8 protein-coding genes and 1 pseudogene are annotated in these 18,165 nt (G+C 58.4%); 6 read left to right on the top strand and 3 right to left on the bottom strand.

Translation table 11 applies throughout. From position 1 onward, the window contains the following. Positions 1 to 99: 99 nt before the first annotated feature. Positions 100 to 2,031 (bottom strand): N-acetylmuramoyl-L-alanine amidase family protein, encoded by a 1,932-nt coding sequence (locus DF196_RS06095; protein ID WP_109056989.1) that lies wholly within the window; start codon positions 2,029 to 2,031, stop codon positions 100 to 102. A 777-nt stretch (positions 2,032 to 2,808) separates the two neighbouring features. Between DF196_RS06095 and DF196_RS06090 the strand changes: the two genes are divergently transcribed. Continuing rightward, positions 2,809 to 5,349 (top strand): S-layer homology domain-containing protein, encoded by a 2,541-nt coding sequence (locus tag DF196_RS06090; protein WP_109056988.1) that lies wholly within the window; start codon positions 2,809 to 2,811, stop codon positions 5,347 to 5,349. Between the two features lie 390 nt (positions 5,350 to 5,739). On the opposite strand, the gene DF196_RS06085 is transcribed toward DF196_RS06090, so the two are convergent. Continuing rightward, complete coding sequence (locus DF196_RS06085) at positions 5,740 to 8,310, bottom strand: S-layer homology domain-containing protein (protein ID WP_109056987.1); 2,571 nt, start codon at positions 8,308 to 8,310, stop codon at positions 5,740 to 5,742. Between the two features lie 120 nt (positions 8,311 to 8,430). Here DF196_RS06085 and DF196_RS13570 point away from each other — a divergent pair, with 120 nt between their 5' ends. After that, on the top strand, positions 8,431 to 9,357 hold the full coding sequence (locus tag DF196_RS13570; RefSeq protein WP_421728451.1) for an excalibur calcium-binding domain-containing protein: 927 nt from the start codon (positions 8,431 to 8,433) through the stop codon (positions 9,355 to 9,357). Between the two features lie 84 nt (positions 9,358 to 9,441). Here the strand turns inward: DF196_RS13570 and DF196_RS06075 are convergent, their stop codons facing one another. Further along, entirely contained in the window at positions 9,442 to 10,833 is a 1,392-nt protein-coding gene (locus tag DF196_RS06075; protein WP_158276278.1) for a DUF2142 domain-containing protein, read from the bottom strand. 153 nt (positions 10,834 to 10,986) lie between these two features. Here DF196_RS06075 and DF196_RS06070 point away from each other — a divergent pair, with 153 nt between their 5' ends. From DF196_RS06070 to phoA, 4 genes and pseudogenes are all read left to right on the top strand, one after another. After that, entirely contained in the window at positions 10,987 to 12,918 is a 1,932-nt protein-coding gene (locus DF196_RS06070; protein ID WP_109056985.1) for a glycosyltransferase, read from the top strand. 2 nt (positions 12,919 to 12,920) lie between these two features. Continuing rightward, a complete protein-coding gene (locus DF196_RS06065) occupies positions 12,921 to 14,153 on the top strand; it encodes a polysaccharide pyruvyl transferase family protein (protein ID WP_109056984.1) in 1,233 nt (410 codons plus the stop codon). A gap of 5 nt (positions 14,154 to 14,158) precedes the next feature. Then, on the top strand, positions 14,159 to 15,922 hold the full coding sequence (locus DF196_RS06060) for a hypothetical protein (RefSeq protein ID WP_146194713.1): 1,764 nt from the start codon (positions 14,159 to 14,161) through the stop codon (positions 15,920 to 15,922). 126 nt (positions 15,923 to 16,048) lie between these two features. Continuing rightward, positions 16,049 to 17,983 (top strand): annotated as a pseudogene (phoA, locus tag DF196_RS06055) (alkaline phosphatase); the annotation flags it as partial. Positions 17,984 to 18,165: the final 182 nt, after the last annotated feature.

Raw genomic sequence — 18,165 nt, 5'->3', positions numbered from 1 at the left:
TGTAATACCACGCATCACATTACAGTACTGCCTGCCTTCCACGGCAGAAGGCAGGCAGCACTAGGGCAATCCAATCGTCGGTGATATTCGGAGGTGGAATCAGCCTCGTCCGGTCACCTTATCGAACTCGTGCCAATCCTTCCATTCGGGAACCCATGTCTTGCCATGGGCCATAGCTCCGGTGTCCGGATCGAAGTAGAACCAGGCGCCATCCTGACGTTGCAGGCCCTTGACCATGACGCCGGTTTCGCGGTCATAACGCACCCATTTGTTGCCGACCGAAAGGTGAATGTCGCCGTGGAACATGGCGCCAGTGTTCATGGCGAATAGGTACCAGCCTGCCTTATGCACTCCATCATCGATGTACTGCTCGCCGTAGTGCATGGCACCGCCGTCCTGCGGGTCGTAATACACCCACTTGTTCGCTCCGGCGATGTACTGCAGTCCGGTGCGCATGGCCCCTGTGCTGTAGTCGAACAAATGCCATCCGAAGTATCCGGGGTCCGTAATGAACGCTTCGCCGTGGACCATCTGTCCGGTGTTACGGTCGTAGTAGACCGTCTTGGTGTAGGTCTTGCCGCTGACGGGCTTGGCCGGCTTGTATTTGCCGGTACCATCATCGGCGGGATCGTTGACAGGGGTGTTCGAGGGGATGGTCATGATGCCTTTGCGCATGGCGCCGGTGGCGGGGTCGAAATAGTACCAACCGCCATATCGGTAGTCCTCTCCCTTGACCATGTGGCCGTTGGAATCATAACGCACCCACTTGCCTGCGGTGGCGATGTATACGTCCTTATCGTGAGCCATCGTGCCGTTGGCGTCAATCCAATACCAAGCATTGGAGGTGGGGTCGTACACTTCCTTGGAGACGGCGCGGATACCGTCGTCGTACCAGTACTTCTCGCCGTCTTCGGTGACCCAACCCTTGACTCCCGGCCGATATTGCCCGTACCCGAGCTGCTCACGCAGGTTCCAAATGACGTTTTTCGCATTAGGACTGGTCACCGTGAACACGCTGCCGTGACGATTGGGAATGATATTGCCGTTCACATCCACGGTGGTGATTCGCTGAGGAGTGCTCCAACCGGAGGAAAGCTTGTCCGACTGCATGACGAACACGCCTGCTGTGCCGTCGTAGTTGTGAGGCGGCCAGTCCTTGAGTTTATCCACATAGTAGTAATAGGAGCCCTTGTACTTGGCCAGATAGGGGCCTTCATAGCCGGTGATTACATCGGTGTTGACAACGGTCCATGCGCTAGGGTTCTGCGCATCCTTGAGATTGCGAATGGAGAAGATCTGATTGGTCACGCCCTCTTTCTTGATGCTGAGGTAGTAGCGTCCGTTTTCCTTATATAAAGAAGGATCCAGCCAGTCATTCGCCTTGATTGGGAGGTTGATGGGTACCAGATCGCCGTAAGTGAGGTTTGGCTGTTTGCCGGGGTCCACGGCCGGGTCGGCGCCGGGCTCGAGGTTCTTGACCTTGACGATATACGGCGACATCTGGTCCTTCTGTGGATGTCCATGTTTGGAACCGAAGTACCCCAGTGTGGTGACTACATACACGTCGCCATTGTCATCAACGAAACCATCGGTGCCTGCGGTGTCGTACTGCCCGTCCGTGAGCTTGCTCGCTCCTGCAGGCATGACCGTGGGCTTGAGATTCGTGGCGCTACCGCTGTTCGGGTAGCTCCAGTGCACAAGATCCTTGGATGAACCGAACATCGGCGTATAGCGCCAGCCGATACCGGCCTGCTTCTGAACGAAGCCGGAAAGCATCCAGAACGTACCGTTCCGGTAGAACAGACCAGGATCGTGTAGTGCGTGAACATAGCTAGGCACGCCTGCCACGGTGTCGTCTCCGTGTCCCACGGCTTGGTATGCAGTGGAAAGCTTCTGGAAGTCCTTGCCGTTATATGACATGTAGACCGTATCCGAAAGATCTTCGTCACTGTTCCAGAATGCCGCAAGCATGATATCCGGGTATACGACCGCTTGGGCTGCCGGCGCGAACAATCCCATAATGAACAGCATCACGGTCATTACGGCGACAGGTATAGGCAGACGTCGGTAAGCGTGATTATGCATAATCCCTCTTTCGCAAACTTCTAGACGGGAACAGCATAATACGGGCGCATGTCCCGGGAGATGGGGCGTTCGGAATCGGTGAGGGAACGAACATCGTGATGTTGCGGTATATAAGGGGCTTGCCGCCTGTACTTCTGCCAAGACAGGCCTACAAGATGTTGTGAGCCCGCCGGAAGAGAGGTCTTCCGGCGGGCTCACAACACCGCGATGTCCCGATGCAACACTTTATGCGAATAAAGTATTACTGAAAGTAGGTGCACAATTTGTGTCCACACAAACTCCACGCCTACCGAAAGACAATAGCGTTATTTATTGACAATGTCGAATCGGGGGGGGGCGAAACGCCGAAGCCATTCGGATTTTCCGAAATGCCGGAGGTGTGTCATAAGTCTTTTCTATGGGGAGCTGTAATGAAGTCTTAACATATGCTGTAAATTACATGCTTGTAGTTACCTAGGTTTCGGCGTTGTTTTGAAGCTCCGTATGATTGGAATATCAACGATGATTCGGGATATCCACAATAATCCACAATGCGGGCGGCCTATGAGACGAGCAGTGTGGCCAGCAGAATCATAGGTAATACGAAGACCTCTAGATGCTCACTCTAGGCAAATAGAGATTTGACAATGTCTAGGGGTGAGAGGTAGAAATAATGTCAGTCGGGATGGGGAAAGTCCCCATATAAGAAAAACCCGATGTCCCTAGAAGAAAGGTTCCTGAATCATGACAGGAAACACCAAGGTTTGGCGCGCGCCGCTCGCGGGCCTCGCCTCCGTCGCGATGATCGCGACCATGGGCGTCGCCGCCTCCACGGCCAACGCCGCGCCGCTGCAGACGCCTGATGTGCAGGTCACGCTGGATACCAACGGTGGCAAGTTCGTTGGCTCCCCGTCCGACCCGAGCGCCGCCAAGTTCGTCGATACCGCCAAGACCAAGCTGCAGCTGACCGACAGCAAGCAGACCGACGCGCAGGGCGTGAACTACGCCGACGGCGTGTTCGAGCACCTTTACGACTGGTACGGCACCGACGGCTTCGTCAAGAACTCCGGCTACGTGTTCACCGGCTGGTACACGAGCCCGGACGCCGGCGGCCAGGCCGTCGACCCGGAGGCCGCCCTCGAGGACGGCACCACGCTGTACGCCCACTGGGCCGTGGACTACTCGGACGAGTCCGAGGAGGGCGTGACCTTCAACCTGCTGTACGGCCAGGCCGGCCACACCACCAAGGTCGCCGAGGCCATCAACCCCGACGGTACGGCCAAGGTCGTGAACCCGTCCTACGACGGCAACTCCGTGTTCGTGCGTCTCGCCGACGGCGACCAGGTCGCCGACTGGCAGGTCCCGTCCGAGGATGTCGCTGGCGACGGCTTCGTGTTCGGCGGCTTCGACGGCGTCGACTCCGCCAAGCGCGGCACCATGCTGAACGCCAAGGCCGACAAGGGCGTCATCGTGAACTTCCCGGCGACCTCCGGCTACGATTACTACAAGGACGGCGAGAAGGTCACCGGCGGCAAGTCCGATGTCCTGCGCGGCGCTACCCTGACCCCGTACCAGGCCGTCAAGGGCGCCGACACCTCCTCCGTGCAGCTCGCCAACGGTTGGCAGTACTACGTGGGCAGCGACAGCTCCCACCCGACCGCCATCGAGGGCAACACCCTGAACATCCCCGCTGGCCTGAGCGAGATTTGGCTGCTGGCCTACAACTTCCAGCCCGCCACCCAGTACAACGTGAGCGTGTCCGACGCGTACAACAAGAAGTCCTACTTCACCCCGTCTACGTCCACGTTCGAGGAGGCCTACGGCAAGACCCTCGAGGACGTCACCCGCGTGAACACGAAGGCCTTCGATGGCTGGTACGATCCGGAAGCGACCGTCACCTACTACGATGCCGCCGGCAACAAGAAGACCGTCAAGAACAGCGCGTTCTTCAACTTCTACAACCTGACCGCCTCCAACGTCACCGGCGCTTGGGACAACGCCGACCCGGTCAAGTTCGACTTCTCCGTGGCCTACGGCCAGGGCCAGGTCAACGTGTGGGCCTTGTTCGACATCGCCGCCCGTTACCGTACCTTCACCGTTAAGCCGCTGTACGATCAGGCCAAGTCCGTGACCGTCAAGCTCTACGAGGACAAGACCATCGGCGAGCAGCTGAAGGCCGTTGAGTCCCAGTGGGAGCGTTCCGGCTACTCCATCGAGGGCTACTACACCCGCATCTCCGGCGGCAAGGCCCTGGCCGGCTTCAAGGTGAACCTCGACTCCAAGGTCGATGACACCCACCCGGAGGCCACGGATGGTAACGTCCTGTACGTGAACTACACGGCCGATTCCAAGTACGGCAAGTACGGCCTGCTGTTCAACCTCAAGCGCGGCTACTCCTTCGTGAAGAAGACCCACGGCAAGGTCTCCTCCGTCGACGTCGACAAGGACAACGACGGCAAGTGGGACGTGTACACCGCCACCAGCGGCTACAAGCTGCAGCTGGCCAAGCCGGAGGGCTTCACGGACGCTTCCTGGAAGCAGTTCCAGACCACGCGTGACAACGTGAAGGCCGAGATCATCTCCTACCTGAAGCTCGCCAAGGACTCCAGCATCGAGACCGTGTACAACGCGGTCGCCGCCCGCCTGTCCGAGGAGAAGGCCAACGAGTTCAACGCCGCGTTCGGTGGCGTGCTCGCCCCGGAGACCGACTACCCGGATGTGAACTACGACGACTACGGCACCCACTCCGACGACATCCAGTACCTGACCACCAAGGGCATCGTCAAGGGCTACGCCGACGGCACGTTCGGCTACGGCGCCCCGCTGGCCCGTGTGGACTACATCGTGTGGCTGTACCGCGCCGCCGGCAGCCCGTCGGTTGACGCCGACGCGGCCGGCTTCTCCGACGTGACCGCGACCACGGTCCCGAACGAGGAGTTCCGCAAGGCCATCGCCTGGGCCAAGGCCGAGGGCGTGACCACCGGCTACCCGGACGGCACGTTCGCCCCGTACGCGACCCTGAACCGCCAGGACGCCGCCGCGTTCCTGTACCGCGCTGCCGGTTCCCCGAAGTTCCAGGAGAACGGCGTGAACGCCAAGTTCTCCGACGTGACCCCGGGTGACACCGCGAACCACGCGAAGGAGGTCCTGTGGGCCGCTTCCGAGGGCATCGCCAAGGGCTACTACGGCACCGTCACCTACTTCGGTGGCTACAACACCCTGGTCCGTCAGGACGCGGCCGCCTTCCTGGCCCGCACCCTCAAGGCCGGTTACATCGCCAAGTGAACCGACTAGCCTAGGCTAGACACGTTCGCCCGAACGATACAGGGGCCGGCTTCCATCCTTGATTCGGATGGAAGCCGGCCCCTTCCGCGCTTCTGCCGGCGGGGATCGTCAAGGCGGCGGACAATGCCCGGGCTGGCAAGATTAAGTGACGTTCATTCGCCGGGTTTTGGCCTGACGGATCGGCCGAACGACGAAGGGTCCTCCACCCGACTGGGTGAAGGACCCTTCCACGTCTTTTTGGCATGCAGCCCTCGCACACGGATTGGCCGTTGCCACACGACCGACCGCGCCGCAATACCCGGCATCAGCATGTAGGAAGGCCGGAACCCCGTAAAGGGTTCCGGCCTTCTTCCGTTATCTAGGCCTTGCGACCCGAATCATCGGCATGGCTCAGTCGATGTAGCCATGATCCAGGGTGCGGGCCAGGAAGGCGGCCGCATCCTGACGGACCAGAGTGTTGTAGCCACCGAAGTAGTTCACCGTGCCGGAGTAGCCCTTGGCGATGTCGTTCGAGGCGGCCCACAGGACAGCCTGAGAGTGGTTCGCGGTATCGCCCGGGGTCACGTCGGAGAACTTCACGTCCGCGTAGGACTCGTTGAACTTCGGGCTGCCGGCAGCGCGGTACAGGAACGCCATCGCGTCCTGGCGGTTCAGGGTTGCGTACGGGGCGAACGTGCCATCGGCGTAGCCCTTGGTGATGCCCTCGGAAGCGGCCCAGGCGATGGCGTCACGGAAGTCCTTGTTCGGGACGGTCGTGGCGTTCACGTCGGAGAAGGAAGCCTCGGAGGACACGGCCGGGGAGCCGGCGGCGCGGTACAGCCACACGATGTAGTCCACACGGGCCAGCTTCGCGCCGTAGCCGAACGTGCCGTCGGCGTAGCCCTTGACAATACCCTTCTTGTACAGGGAGGTGATCTCGTCGGAGTGGGTGCCGTAGTCGTCGTAGTTCACATCCGGGAACGATGCCTTGTCAGAAGCGACCTTGGCGAACTGCTGGTTGATCTCGTCGGCCTTCTCGGCGGAAAGCTTCGTGGCGACGGCCTCGTACACGGTGGCGATGTCGGCGTCCTTGGCGAGCTTGAGCTCCTTGATCAGGGCCGGGACCACGACCTCGTCACGGGACTTGACGAACGCGTTCCACGTGGTCTGCACGTAGCCCGGGTTCCTGACCACGAACTTGAAGGTGGAGGTCTCGTGCTCCTTGGTCGCGTTGGTGTACAGCGCGACGCCGTTGTCGTCCTTGCGGCCGTTGGCCTCGAGGGCGACCGGCTTGGACGGGGAGTTCGTGAAGGACGCGTAGTAGCCCTTGCCCTCAACCTTGTTGTCGGAGATACCGGTCGCGTAGCCACGGGCCAGGTTGAACAGCAGGCCATTCACACCATACTTCGAATCAGCAGACCAGACGGCGTAGTAAGTGGTAGCAGCGGGCGTGGTGGCGTCCGCGGCGACGGACGTGTCAAGCTTCTGCTTGGTCAGATCAGCCGGGTTCGGAACCTCGTACCAGCCCACGAGCGTGTAGCCGGAACGGGTCACGGACGGAACCTGATCGGCGAGCTTCTTGCCCCAGTAGATCTTCTGGGAAATCTTGTCGGCGCCGGAGTAGTTCGGGTCGAAGGTGATCGTGGTGAACGGAGCTTCGGTATCGTAGCCCGCATACAGGTCGATGCCAGCGTTGTCCTGGTTGATGGCCTTGTCGAAGCTGAACTGGACCGGATCGGCCTTGTCGAGAAGGTAAACGCGAATCAGGTTACCCTCGAAGAAGTCATCGTTGTAGACAGTGACCTGACCGGAGACGTCGTTGTAAGTGACAGGCTGCGCCTTATCGTACCAGCCAAGGAACGTGGTGTTCGCGCGCTTCACGTCGTCGAGGGCCTTGCCCACGGACTGGGTGAAGGTCTGGCCGCTGGCGATGAAGTAGCGCTCGTTAACGTCAGTCTTGTTCCACTTGTGGACACGCACGACGGTGGCCTGGATACCCGGGCCCTTCGGGGCGACGGTCACATCATTCACGTCGGGAAGCTGATCGGTGACGGCGTAGTCCTTGAAGCCGTCGCCAGCGTCGACGGACCAACCGGTGGCCAGCTTCTTGCTGGACGGGGTGATAGCCTGCCAGCCAGCCAGCGTGCTCTGACGGGGCACATCGAAGCTGATAGAACCGGCGGTGGTGGCCTTCACGCCATCCTTGTACAGATCAAACTGGACAGAAGGATCGTTGGACGCAGTACGATTGATAGTCAGCTTCGTGCCGGCCACAGTCACAGCCTTCAGAGTATCACCGGCCTTGGCGGTCGCGACAGTGCCGCCATCCCAGTGATCGAACACCTGATAGTCGGTCACATCGGTGGACGGGACCTCCCAGTCAGCGAGGGTATCACCATCAGCCAAGAACACATACACGTTACGGCCGGTATTGTCGACGGTCACGACATTGGAAATACCGTCAGGATTGGTTGAAGTGACCTTGCCATCAGTGTCGAAGTGCACAGCATCTTCGGATTCGTCCGTGCTGGAGGCGCCCTGGCTCCAGTGAGCGTACAGGGTAGTACCATCCGTGAGCGCGGCAGTCGGGTCGACGGCCTGGCCGCCGGTCTTCTCCGTATACCAACCGGAGAAGCGACGAGCGCCCTGACCATCCCACAGGATGTTCGCGTCGGAAGTGCTGCCGTTAGTGCCATCGAAACCGTACGTGGAGTACAGATCCTCGAAAACACCGTCGGCGTAGTAGTAGCCGTCGGTGACATTGTCACGGGCATCGGTCAACTTGACCGTGCCGTCGGACTGCAAGCCGCTAACGGAAGGAGCGAACTCGCCGCCATTCGGATCAAGAGTGACCTTCACATCAGGGTACTGATACGAAGGCGCGGCGTTGGCCGTGGAGGCGGCGACGCCCATGGTCGCGATCATCGCGACGGAGGCGAGGCCCGCGAGCGGCGCGCGCCAAACCTTGGTGTTTCCTGTCATGATTCAGGAACCTTTCTTCTAGGGACATGGGGGATGGGCACGATTTTTGCGACGATACGGTTCTATGATGAAACTGAGTGGATGAGAATCCGATTGCTTTCAGAGAGGAGAGAAGAAACGATGAATCATCGTCATATAGTGCGAACAGTCATTGCAGCAGGTTTAAGCATCGTGTCGTTGTTGGGCATGTCCGTCTCAAGCGCCTACGCTGATTCCGAATCCGGGCCATCCGCCGATTACACTGGCTGGTACCAGATGAATGGGCAAAATTACTGGTATGAGCACGGTTCACCGGCGCGTTCCAAGGAAATTTACGATCCCGGTTCCAACGCGTGGTATTGGCTGGATGCCGATGGCACTATGGCCAGAAACAAGGACGTGTATCTCCCCTCCAGTGGCGGCAAGTGGGTCCGCTATGACGAGAACGGCCACATGCGCAAGGGCGAGGACTATCGTTACGGCGGATGGTACTACTTCGACCCCATCACAGGAGCCATGGCCAAGGGCATGCGGTTCGTGCCTTCCAATGACGGCAAATGGGTGTACTACGACTGGATCACCGGCAAAATGGCTCATGGCGAGCAATACGTCGATTACGACGCCGAACATACCGGGTGGTATCTATTTGACGTGAATACCGGAGCCATGTTCCATGGTGATACCTATGTGCCGTCGAGCGGTGGCAAATGGGTGAGGTACGACCGATACACCGGCAAGATGGTCAAAGGCCTTCAAGCGCAGGATGGCGCTTGGTACTACTTTGATCAGGCTACTGGTGCTATGGCACACGGAAATGCTTGGGTTCCCGAATGGAACAAGTGGGCACACTTCGATGAGGTGACTGGGCGCTATACCGGCGATGCTTCGCAGCCGTCTCCAGCACCGAATCCAGAACCGAGTCAGCCAGATAGCGGAAATAATAACGGGGGCGTGTATTACAAGAATTGCGCCGCCGTACGCGCCGCGGGGAAAGCGCCTCTGTACCGAGGGCAGCCCGGTTATCGACCTGAACTTGATAGGGATAATGATGGCATAGCTTGCGAGTGAGATGAATGGGGGCTTCCATAATATTTATGGAAGCCCCCATTCATCTCACTCGCAAAGTGGTTGTGTGGCGCTGCTGCGGCACGGTCATGCAACCACTTTTGGGAACGCAATGACGTGTGCACACACGATACCGGCATATCCCAGCACCAGACATGACGCGATGGTCGCATTGATGACATGGCTTCTCTTGACGGTAAGACCAAAGTCTGGCAGCATCAGCGCCATTGGAGCGAGCACCGGGATGAAGTACCGGTTCTGCATACCGTCCGCGTATGCCCCCAACTTATCGGTAGTCAGCAGACCACTGCCGACAAGCAGCATAGCGGCGCATGTCAGCACATAGAATCCCGCAATCATAAAACCCATGATGGTTCGTTCCTGCCAGTGGATTTCATGCTGATTGATATTGTTCTTCACCAACAGCAGCACGATAGCCACAAAAATCAGCAACATTATCCCGGTGGGCAACTGTGCTTTTTCACTGCCCGCAAAGAACTGGAGATTACGCACGGAGTTGTATTTATCGAATTTCTTGTTGAAATCGAGCGGTTGCACGAGCGTAATCAGTAGGCTCTGCAGAAACTCCAGCGGATGGGATACCAGTAGCTGCTGCGCATCCTGATAACGTTCCAACGTGAAATCAGTGCCAAGAATGGGCGGAATATGACTGGTCATACGCTGCCAGACCAGACAGGCGGCCGAACCTGAGGCAAGAGGAAGCAGCATGCGCCAGCGGATGATATGACGTTCCCTCCACACGGCAATCACAGGCAGGAAGAGCATGGCGAGCAATACCACGGATGTTGTTTTCGTCAGTGCCACCAATGGGGCGAGCACCGTAATCAGTATGGTTTGCGGCCATGTAACTTCAGCTCGCTGATGCAATCGAAGCGCGATTGCTACGAACAGCAAGGACAACGAATTAATCACGGCATCCGTGGTCACATACAGGAACGAGAAAAACACAGCCGGCAACAATGCCGCTGCGCAAATAACGTATCGATACCGCATAGCCACGTGAATCGCGATGGTCGCCGTCAGCGTGGAGCAGACAAGCGTGAAGATGCACGCGAGCAGATAGTCGTTCCAATGAATCCTGAATGCCAGAATCGATGGATAATATGCAACCGGCGAATTCACGGCCGTATTGTTAAAGGGCCGGAAAATGCCATCTCTCCAGTATCCATACAGGTCGCTGCCATCGGGACTCTGTACGGGCAGCAGGGTGCCTGACGCCAACTGGCGAAGACGTCCCAAATGTGCGCGGTCATCGTTACGGGCGGGACGACGGTCCCAATAGATTAAAATCAGTCCGCATATTATGGTTACCGAGGCATACAGCCCCTCAAGTTTCCAGCCTTGAAGATAGCGGAATACCTTCCTGATCAGGAACCGACCGTTAGCCGTCCCTCCAAGATCGTGGCCGGCACTGAGCTTATCTCGTTTTCTATGCATCGCCTGCGACTGTTCCCGCATGTCAAGTCCTCTCCGCGCGCTGGGCATATGCAGTATAGGACATCACGATGATAAACAGCTACGAAACAGTCCACAGATATTGGGCCGTGAATGAGCTAGGTGATAGCCTAAGAGAATAACTGGGTGAGAAGCAGTGAAAGGTTCCAAAGTCCCATGTTCATTGATTTGAGTCGACCGATTTGGACGCCATCGCTTTCCTCGTGTTCGATTCTGCCGTTGTATGTGAAATCACCGTCCTACAGTGGAGTAGGTCCTAAGGAACTGACCATAGGCGCGCATTCCTATGCCGATTTCATGACGTATTTTGGCTCGTTTTCAATGAAGAAGTGGCGGCTGTACACAGGCGACAGCGATTTGGCTCCTACGCTGGTGCTGGAGACGAACGCACCTGTGCACGTGACGCTGACCCAGATGGTGTATCGTCGTTTGGAGAAACGCCCCATCGTAGACGTGACGGATCCGACTTCGCTCACGTCGGATGGATGGTTCCGATACGTAATACCGTATCCGGCCGATGTGGATGCACAGTTGGTGGCCTTCACCGTGACGACAGGTGATCAGCCTGCCACATTGCGCTCTGTCTACTATGGCGCAAATGTCAAGCGACGTCGCGACGTGCGCATCGAAATCATCACCACCACGTTCCGCAAGGAACGGCAGGTGACGGGCAATATCGATTTGATTCGCACATCGCTACTCGAGGATTCCCTCTGGGGGCAATACTTCCATTTGACCGTGGTGGACAACGGCCGGTCTCTCCCCGATGATGTCACTTCGGGTAATTCGTCTATTACCGTGATTCCGAACGGCAATGTGGGCGGCGCCGGTGGTTTCGCAGCTGGCATGATTCATGCCGTGGAAGAGGGTTGGGCCACTCATGTGCTGCTTATGGATGACGATGTGACGGTATGTCCCGAGTCGTTCAAACGAACATTGCGTCTGTTGGAATGCGCGAGCGACGAATACGCCTCCGCTACGGTGGCTGGAGCTATGTTGTCAACCGCCAATTTCGAGCTGCAGCAGGAGGACATCGGTCAGATTCAGGCCCAACGGCATTTGCAGCCGTTCAAGCCGCGGCTCATCATGGATCGTGAATATGACATTACGTTCAATGAGGAGCTGATTCCTTCTTCGAAGGAGCAGGGCCTGTATTCGGCATGGTGGTACTCGTGCTTCCCTGTGAGTCGCATCCGTGAGCATGGGTTGCCGATTCCGCTGTTCTACCGGCGTGACGACGTGGAATATTCCACTCGCATCCAGGAAAAGGAGCAGTTGAAGTTTATTACGCTGAACGGTGTGTGCGTATGGCACGATCCGTTCGATTTGCGCTGGAATCCGGCTGTGGAAATATATTTGGCGGCCCGTAACCTGCTCATTCAGGAGGCGTTCACCCCCGATCCCAACAACGACATGACGGCTAACGTGGCACGTCTAAGGGAGACCATTGTCAACGCGGGGAAGCATTTCGATTATCCGTCGATGGAACTGGTATGCGATGCGATCACCGACTACCTGCGTGGTCCGGAATACTACCGTCACCCAGTGGGCGAGCGCCTGCTGAAGCAGGCAGCCGCCAAAGCCGAAAAACTCCGACCGATTTCCGAAATCGAGGGGGCGCCGGACGTTGTCAACATGTGGCGCGTGGAGGAAACCGCTAACGATGAGAACGTACCGGTTCCACCTGCTCCTCGCCCGGATGCGCGTTTGTCCAGAAGAGCGGCACGTATTCTAGGACGACTCGTACGCGGCATTCTGCCTCATGGGAATGAGGATGAACGCAAGAATCATCCCACCTCAACACATAAGCCCAAAGGCGGTCTGGCCATCATTCCGGTGGATGGTCTATGCAGGCCATGGCGAGTGCTGTACGACGCCAACCGCGCTCTGGCGGTGGAGCCGTCCGGCCAGCGTGGCGTGATGCGAGTGCGCGATGACAGTAAACGAGATGGAATAATGATACGATTCGAGGCGCTCGCGGAACAACTGATGCGTGACGATTCGGTTGCCCGCCGGTACCGCGAGCAGCGTGATGACATGACGTCATTGGCGTTTTGGAAGCAGTATCTCGACGAAGCGAAAAGGTAACCATGGGCATCCGTAATTCCCTGCGATCCGTGGCGGACAGAATCGTACGAGGCGACAAGCCCGGTGAACGCGGCCGCAGGCCGGTTGAACAGCCTGGTCGCGATGTGCTCTATCTGATTGCCGAACCCGGCTACCCGAACTACGGGGATGAGCTTATCGCCGCTGAATGGCTCAAATATCTGGCACAGCGACATCCGGAATCCCCGGTCGTCATGGATTGTGCCCGGCCCGGGCCGGCGGCGGCGATTCTGCAGGGTATTCACCCGCGCGCATCGTTCACGGATACGTTGCGCCGGTTGGGAACGGAGAATCCCTTCCCCTATGACGGCCCCATCAAGGATATCGCAGGATTCGTTGGGGAGGCTTTGGAAAACGACGGCCTCTCACCACGCTACGCCATGGGCATCCGCCTGCTGCAGCATAGAACACGAAGCATTCATATACTCGGCGGAGGTTACATGCGGGGTGATTGGACATGCAATCTGTCCCGTCTTGCCATAGGTCCATTCGCGCGGCAGCATGGCATTCCGGTAATCGCTACAGGGCTTGGCCTGATGCCGTTGGACGGTGAATCGTTGGCATTCGCCCGGCACTCCGCTGCGGCGTTCGATGGTTTTACCGTGCGTGACGAACGTACACTGGAAACGTTGAACAATGGCGGATCGGGGAAAGCCATCGCCGAACTTGCGCCGGACGACTGCTTTGTGAACGCCTTGAAGGGATGCTATATGGAGGATGAATCCCTTCCGGCGGTGATGTTATGCGTGCAGTCCGATTTCGTGGCAGACAGCGAGCGCCTTCATACCTATGCCGTATCGATACTGGAAACGTGGGGCATCGGCCTGCACGATCCTATTGGCGTTGTGGAGTGCAATCCGCTGATTGACCGCCCGATTTATGATTATCTGATTGCTTATGGCTACGACCATGTGAGGTTCTTCCCCTTGGCGGAGATTCTGGAACGCGGATTCCCGGCCCGCGAGGGGCAACGGTGGGTGTCCACGCGGTATCATCCGCATATTCTTGCTGCCGCCAAAGGCTGCACCGGTTCGTTCATCTCCGTGGATGCCGGGTATTACGATGTCAAACATGCGGCTGTGCTACGGATGGGGTCGCATTGGACCAAAGCCGCATTGGGGCAACCCGCGCCTTTGCCGGGAGAGGGGTTCGCCGACCCGAACTTGCCGGAACGATACTCAAAGCAGATTCGCCGGATTGCCGACATATTATACTGAAAGCCTTGTCTACCGGCGGGTCTGGATTGTCGGCAAACCCGCCGGGTTGGGAGGATGACGTGAGGACGAAGATATCCGCGCTAGCTGAAACAATTGCCTATGCTCTCACCGTTATCGCTCTCACCGTTATCGCGCTTGTGTCATTGTTCACCACCTCAATCTTCCAGCCTGCGCAAGGTGCTTCATCCGATACCGTGCTTGCCGAGCAGATGACTTTTAGGGGATCATCGGCATTGCTGATTGCCGGAGTGCCGATATTCGTGGCGGCAATCGCCTATGCCAGTCGGCTTATGGCCCGTTTCAGCGATCGGGGCCGGTTTGTCGTTCTGATTGCCTACGTGCTTATTATGCAGGTGACGTGGATTGGCGCACTGAATTTCGCGAATCCGCAATATCCGGATTCGGTCATGCTGTCTCGCGGGGCGACGGAGCTCGTCAGGGGGAACATTGCGGCATTCAGTCCTGATTATTGCGCCCCTGAAGGTGCTCTCGGCTATCAGGCCACATGTGCCGGCCAAGATCAACTGATGAAGGGCAATCTGTTCAACTATCTGGCTTGGTATCCGTTCCAGTCCGGCGCCATGTTGTGGTTCGCGCTGATATACCGGCTATTCGGCACACAGAACTTCATGGCTTTCCAGTTCATCAACGCATTATCGGTCACTGGTGTGGTCGTCGTGCTCTGCCGGTTTGCGCAGCTTCTGGGATTGGGGCGCAAGGCCAAGGTCATCTTGGAGCTGCTTATCGCGCTGTGCTTTCCACTGCTCATGTTCTCCGCGTTCGTCTATACCAACGCGGTAGGTCTACTGCTGACGCTGTTGGCCGCTTTGCTGCTCATAGAGTGTCTGCGCGTTGAGCACGTCCATGCGCGGATCTTCCTGCTTGTCGGGTCATGCGTGGCAGCCGCACTTGGGGTGATGGTTAAAAACACGTTCAACATCCTCGTGCTGGCGATGCTTATCGTGTTGGTGTTGGCGACTTTCCAATCACGTCGCTGGTGGCTGCTGGCCGGCGGAATCGTCGGCTACTCGTTGGTGCTTAAGTCTACAGTCGTGCCGGTTCTTGTGATGGAGCACGTCACCGGGCAGTCATTCGGGCCAGGGATGCCCGCATTGTCGTGGATTGCGATGGGAGTGCAGCATAAAACCGGTGTCCTGCCGGGATGGTGGCAAAGCGATGCATTGAACGTGTATCTCAGCACCGGCGGGGATTATGCGGCACAGTACCGGCACGCTGTCGACACGATTCGCGCCGCTTGGTCTTCGTCCGTCAACGACCCCTTATCTGCGTTGGTGTTTTTCGGCCAAAAACTATCCACGGAATGGGCCGAACCGACCTTTGAAACCGTGTTGTATTCCGGCCTCGGTATCCGTATGCATGCCGGTAACGGTTTGGCCCACTGGCTGCTCTCCGAACCGGGACGCAGCGTGGTGAACGCGTATGGCGATGTCATGCAATCCGCCGTATATCTGTGCGCCTTGATTGCCGTCGTTGCGATGGTTGCTGTATCCGTCCTGCATACGAGCAAAGAACGGGATTCGGTAAACGGTGAAATCCTCGCACGAAAAGCGACGATGCTGTTCCTCGCGGTCGGATTCCTTGGCGGATTCTGCTGTTACCTGCTTTGGGAGGCGAAAAGCATCTACACGTTGCCGTTCTATGCGCTCCTGTTGCCATTCGCTGCGCAGGGGTTTTCGATGCTTTTCGATTGTATGCGTAAGCCGGTAGCGCGATGTCTGAATCGACACCGAACAAATGCGACAGATTGACCAGATTTGCCGCATTCCCAGAATTCACCTAAATGTCTCCCAGGAAGCATGCAGGTGTCGCCGATGAGACGATTGCGGATTCTACGTTGAATTTCGTACTGCATCAGAGGTACGAAAGGATTAGCAATGGAGAAGAGTAATGGGTTCAAAGCGGTAGTGGCCGCTTTGGCTGCGGTGGCCACGCTTGCATCTGTCGCGGGCACCGCGTATGCCGCAGATGGCAAGGATGTCTCCGCTCTGTCCGTTCATGGTGGCGCGCAGCGCATCGCCGCGGTCGGCTCCAGAAACGCCAAGAACGTGATTCTGTTTATCGGCGACGGCATGGGTGATTCCGAAATCACCGTGGCCCGCAACTACCTGCATGGCCTGAACGGCAAGTTCGAGGGCATCGATCGCCTCGGTCAGCCCACACAGGGTGTCGAGACTGGCGTGGGCCAGTACACCACCTTCTCGCTGGGCAACAGCTCTAACGACAGCCTGATGGCCAAGGACAAGAACGGCAAGCTTGCCGGCTCCAGGACGGCAGGCGTGCTCACTCCGGTCACCGATTCCTCCGCGTCCGGCTCCAGCTGGGCTACGGGCACCAAGACCTACAACAATGCCGTCGACATCGACGTCAAGGGTAACCCGCAGCTCAACCTCATCGAGCTTGCGAAGGCCGCCGGCAAGGCCACTGGCAACGTGACCACCGCCGAAATCCAGGACGCCACCCCGGCCGTCCTCGAATCCCACTCTTCCGAGCGTGCCTGCTACGGACCGCAGGGCAAGTGGGACGGCAAGACCGATACCAACAAGGACGGCAAGCTCGACGCTGCCGACGGCAATCAGGCCAAGAACTGCCTCGCCGACCAGCTCAAGGTCAATGGCGGCATCGGCTCCATCTCCGAGCAGTTGCTCGACACCCGCGCCGATGTAACCATCGGCGGCGGCGCCAAGTACTTCAACCAGCTCGGACTCGACGGCAAGACCCTGTGGGATCAGGCCGCGGCCCGTGGCTTCCAGACCGTCAAGTCCGGTGACGTGAACGGCTTCAAGAGCCTGTCCTCCGCCGACCAGACCAAGCCGGTTCTTGCCCTGCTTGGCGACGGCAATCTGCCGACAGAGTTCAACCCGTCCGTCGCCACCAAGCAGGATCCGGCCAAGGACGCCAACCCGACCACCTGCAGTGTGAACCCGAAGTGGCTCGGCAACAGCGGCGCATCGCTTGCCGATTTCACCAACAAGGCCATCGATCTGCTGCAGAACAACAAGAACGGCCAGCAGAACGGCTACTTCCTGCAGGTCGAGGGCGCCTCGATCGACAAGCAGGACCACAACGGTAACGCCTGCGGCCAAATCGGCGAGACCGATGACCTCGACAAGGCCATCTCCGCGGCCCTCGCCAAGGTCGACCTGAGCAACACGCTCGTCATCGTCACCGCCGACCACGCCCATACCTCCCAGATCGTCGAATCCCAGCCGATTTACGCGCTGAGCACAGTGCTGAAGAACCGTGACGGTTCCAAGACCGTCATCTCCTACGGCACCTCCGAGGACGACCTGTATGGCAACGGCAAGGACACCAGCGCCGACGTCGAAGGCAAGGCCGATCCGAGCAAGGCCCAGGGCAACATGAGCCACACCGGTACCCAGCTGCGCATCGCCGCCTCCGGACCGAACGCCTCCCGCGTCGATGGCCTGACGGACCAGACCGATAACTTCTACACCATCGGCAACGCGCTTGGCCTTGCGACCAGCACCGACGCACAAAAGCAGCTTTCCAACAACGCACAAGTCGCCACCGCCTCCAAGGATGGCAAGATCGTTGCGCAGGCCACCGGTTTCAATGGCGATGCGGTTCTCGCCTACCAGCTGACCAACGCCAGCGGCAAGATTGTCGACCAGTCCGTCTCCAGCACCCCGCTCTCCGGCGTTCGCGTGCAGACCGCCGGCACCACCGAAATCGAACTGAAGAACGCAAAGGAAGGCGACAAGCTCACCATCACCGGCCGTCAGTCCGGTAAGACCGTGACCGTGACCGTCGACAAGACCTCCACGACCCCGACGAATCCGTCCGCCGGCCCGTTCGCGGACGTTAACGAGCAGACCCCGCACTATGAGGACATTCTGTGGACCTACGAGAACAAAATCTCCGAAGGCTACACCGACCCTGTCTCCGGCGTACGCACCTACGCTCCGGCGGCGAACGTGAACCGTCAGGATTACGCCGCGTTCCTTTACCGCGTGGCCGGCAGTCCCGACTA

Origin of the sequence: Bifidobacterium callitrichidarum (genome assembly GCF_003129905.1) — a bacterium.
GTDB lineage: Bacteria > Actinomycetota > Actinomycetes > Actinomycetales > Bifidobacteriaceae > Bifidobacterium > Bifidobacterium callitrichidarum.
Note: the sequence above shows the minus strand (reverse complement) of the source record. Positions and strands in the feature narration are given on the sequence as shown.

Coding starts and splice junctions, on each gene's coding strand:
- DF196_RS13570 (WP_421728451.1), top strand. CDS start 8,431: ATGAATCATCGTCATATAGTGCGAACAGTCATTGCAGCAGGTTTAAGC.
- DF196_RS06065 (WP_109056984.1), top strand. CDS start 12,921: ATGGGCATCCGTAATTCCCTGCGATCCGTGGCGGACAGAATCGTACGA.
- DF196_RS06095 (WP_109056989.1), bottom strand. CDS start 2,031: ATGCTGTTCATTATGGGATTGTTCGCGCCGGCAGCCCAAGCGGTCGTA.
- DF196_RS06090 (WP_109056988.1), top strand. CDS start 2,809: ATGACAGGAAACACCAAGGTTTGGCGCGCGCCGCTCGCGGGCCTCGCC.
- DF196_RS06070 (WP_109056985.1), top strand. CDS start 10,987: ATGTTCATTGATTTGAGTCGACCGATTTGGACGCCATCGCTTTCCTCG.
- DF196_RS06075 (WP_158276278.1), bottom strand. CDS start 10,833: ATGCGGGAACAGTCGCAGGCGATGCATAGAAAACGAGATAAGCTCAGT.
- DF196_RS06085 (WP_109056987.1), bottom strand. CDS start 8,310: ATGACAGGAAACACCAAGGTTTGGCGCGCGCCGCTCGCGGGCCTCGCC.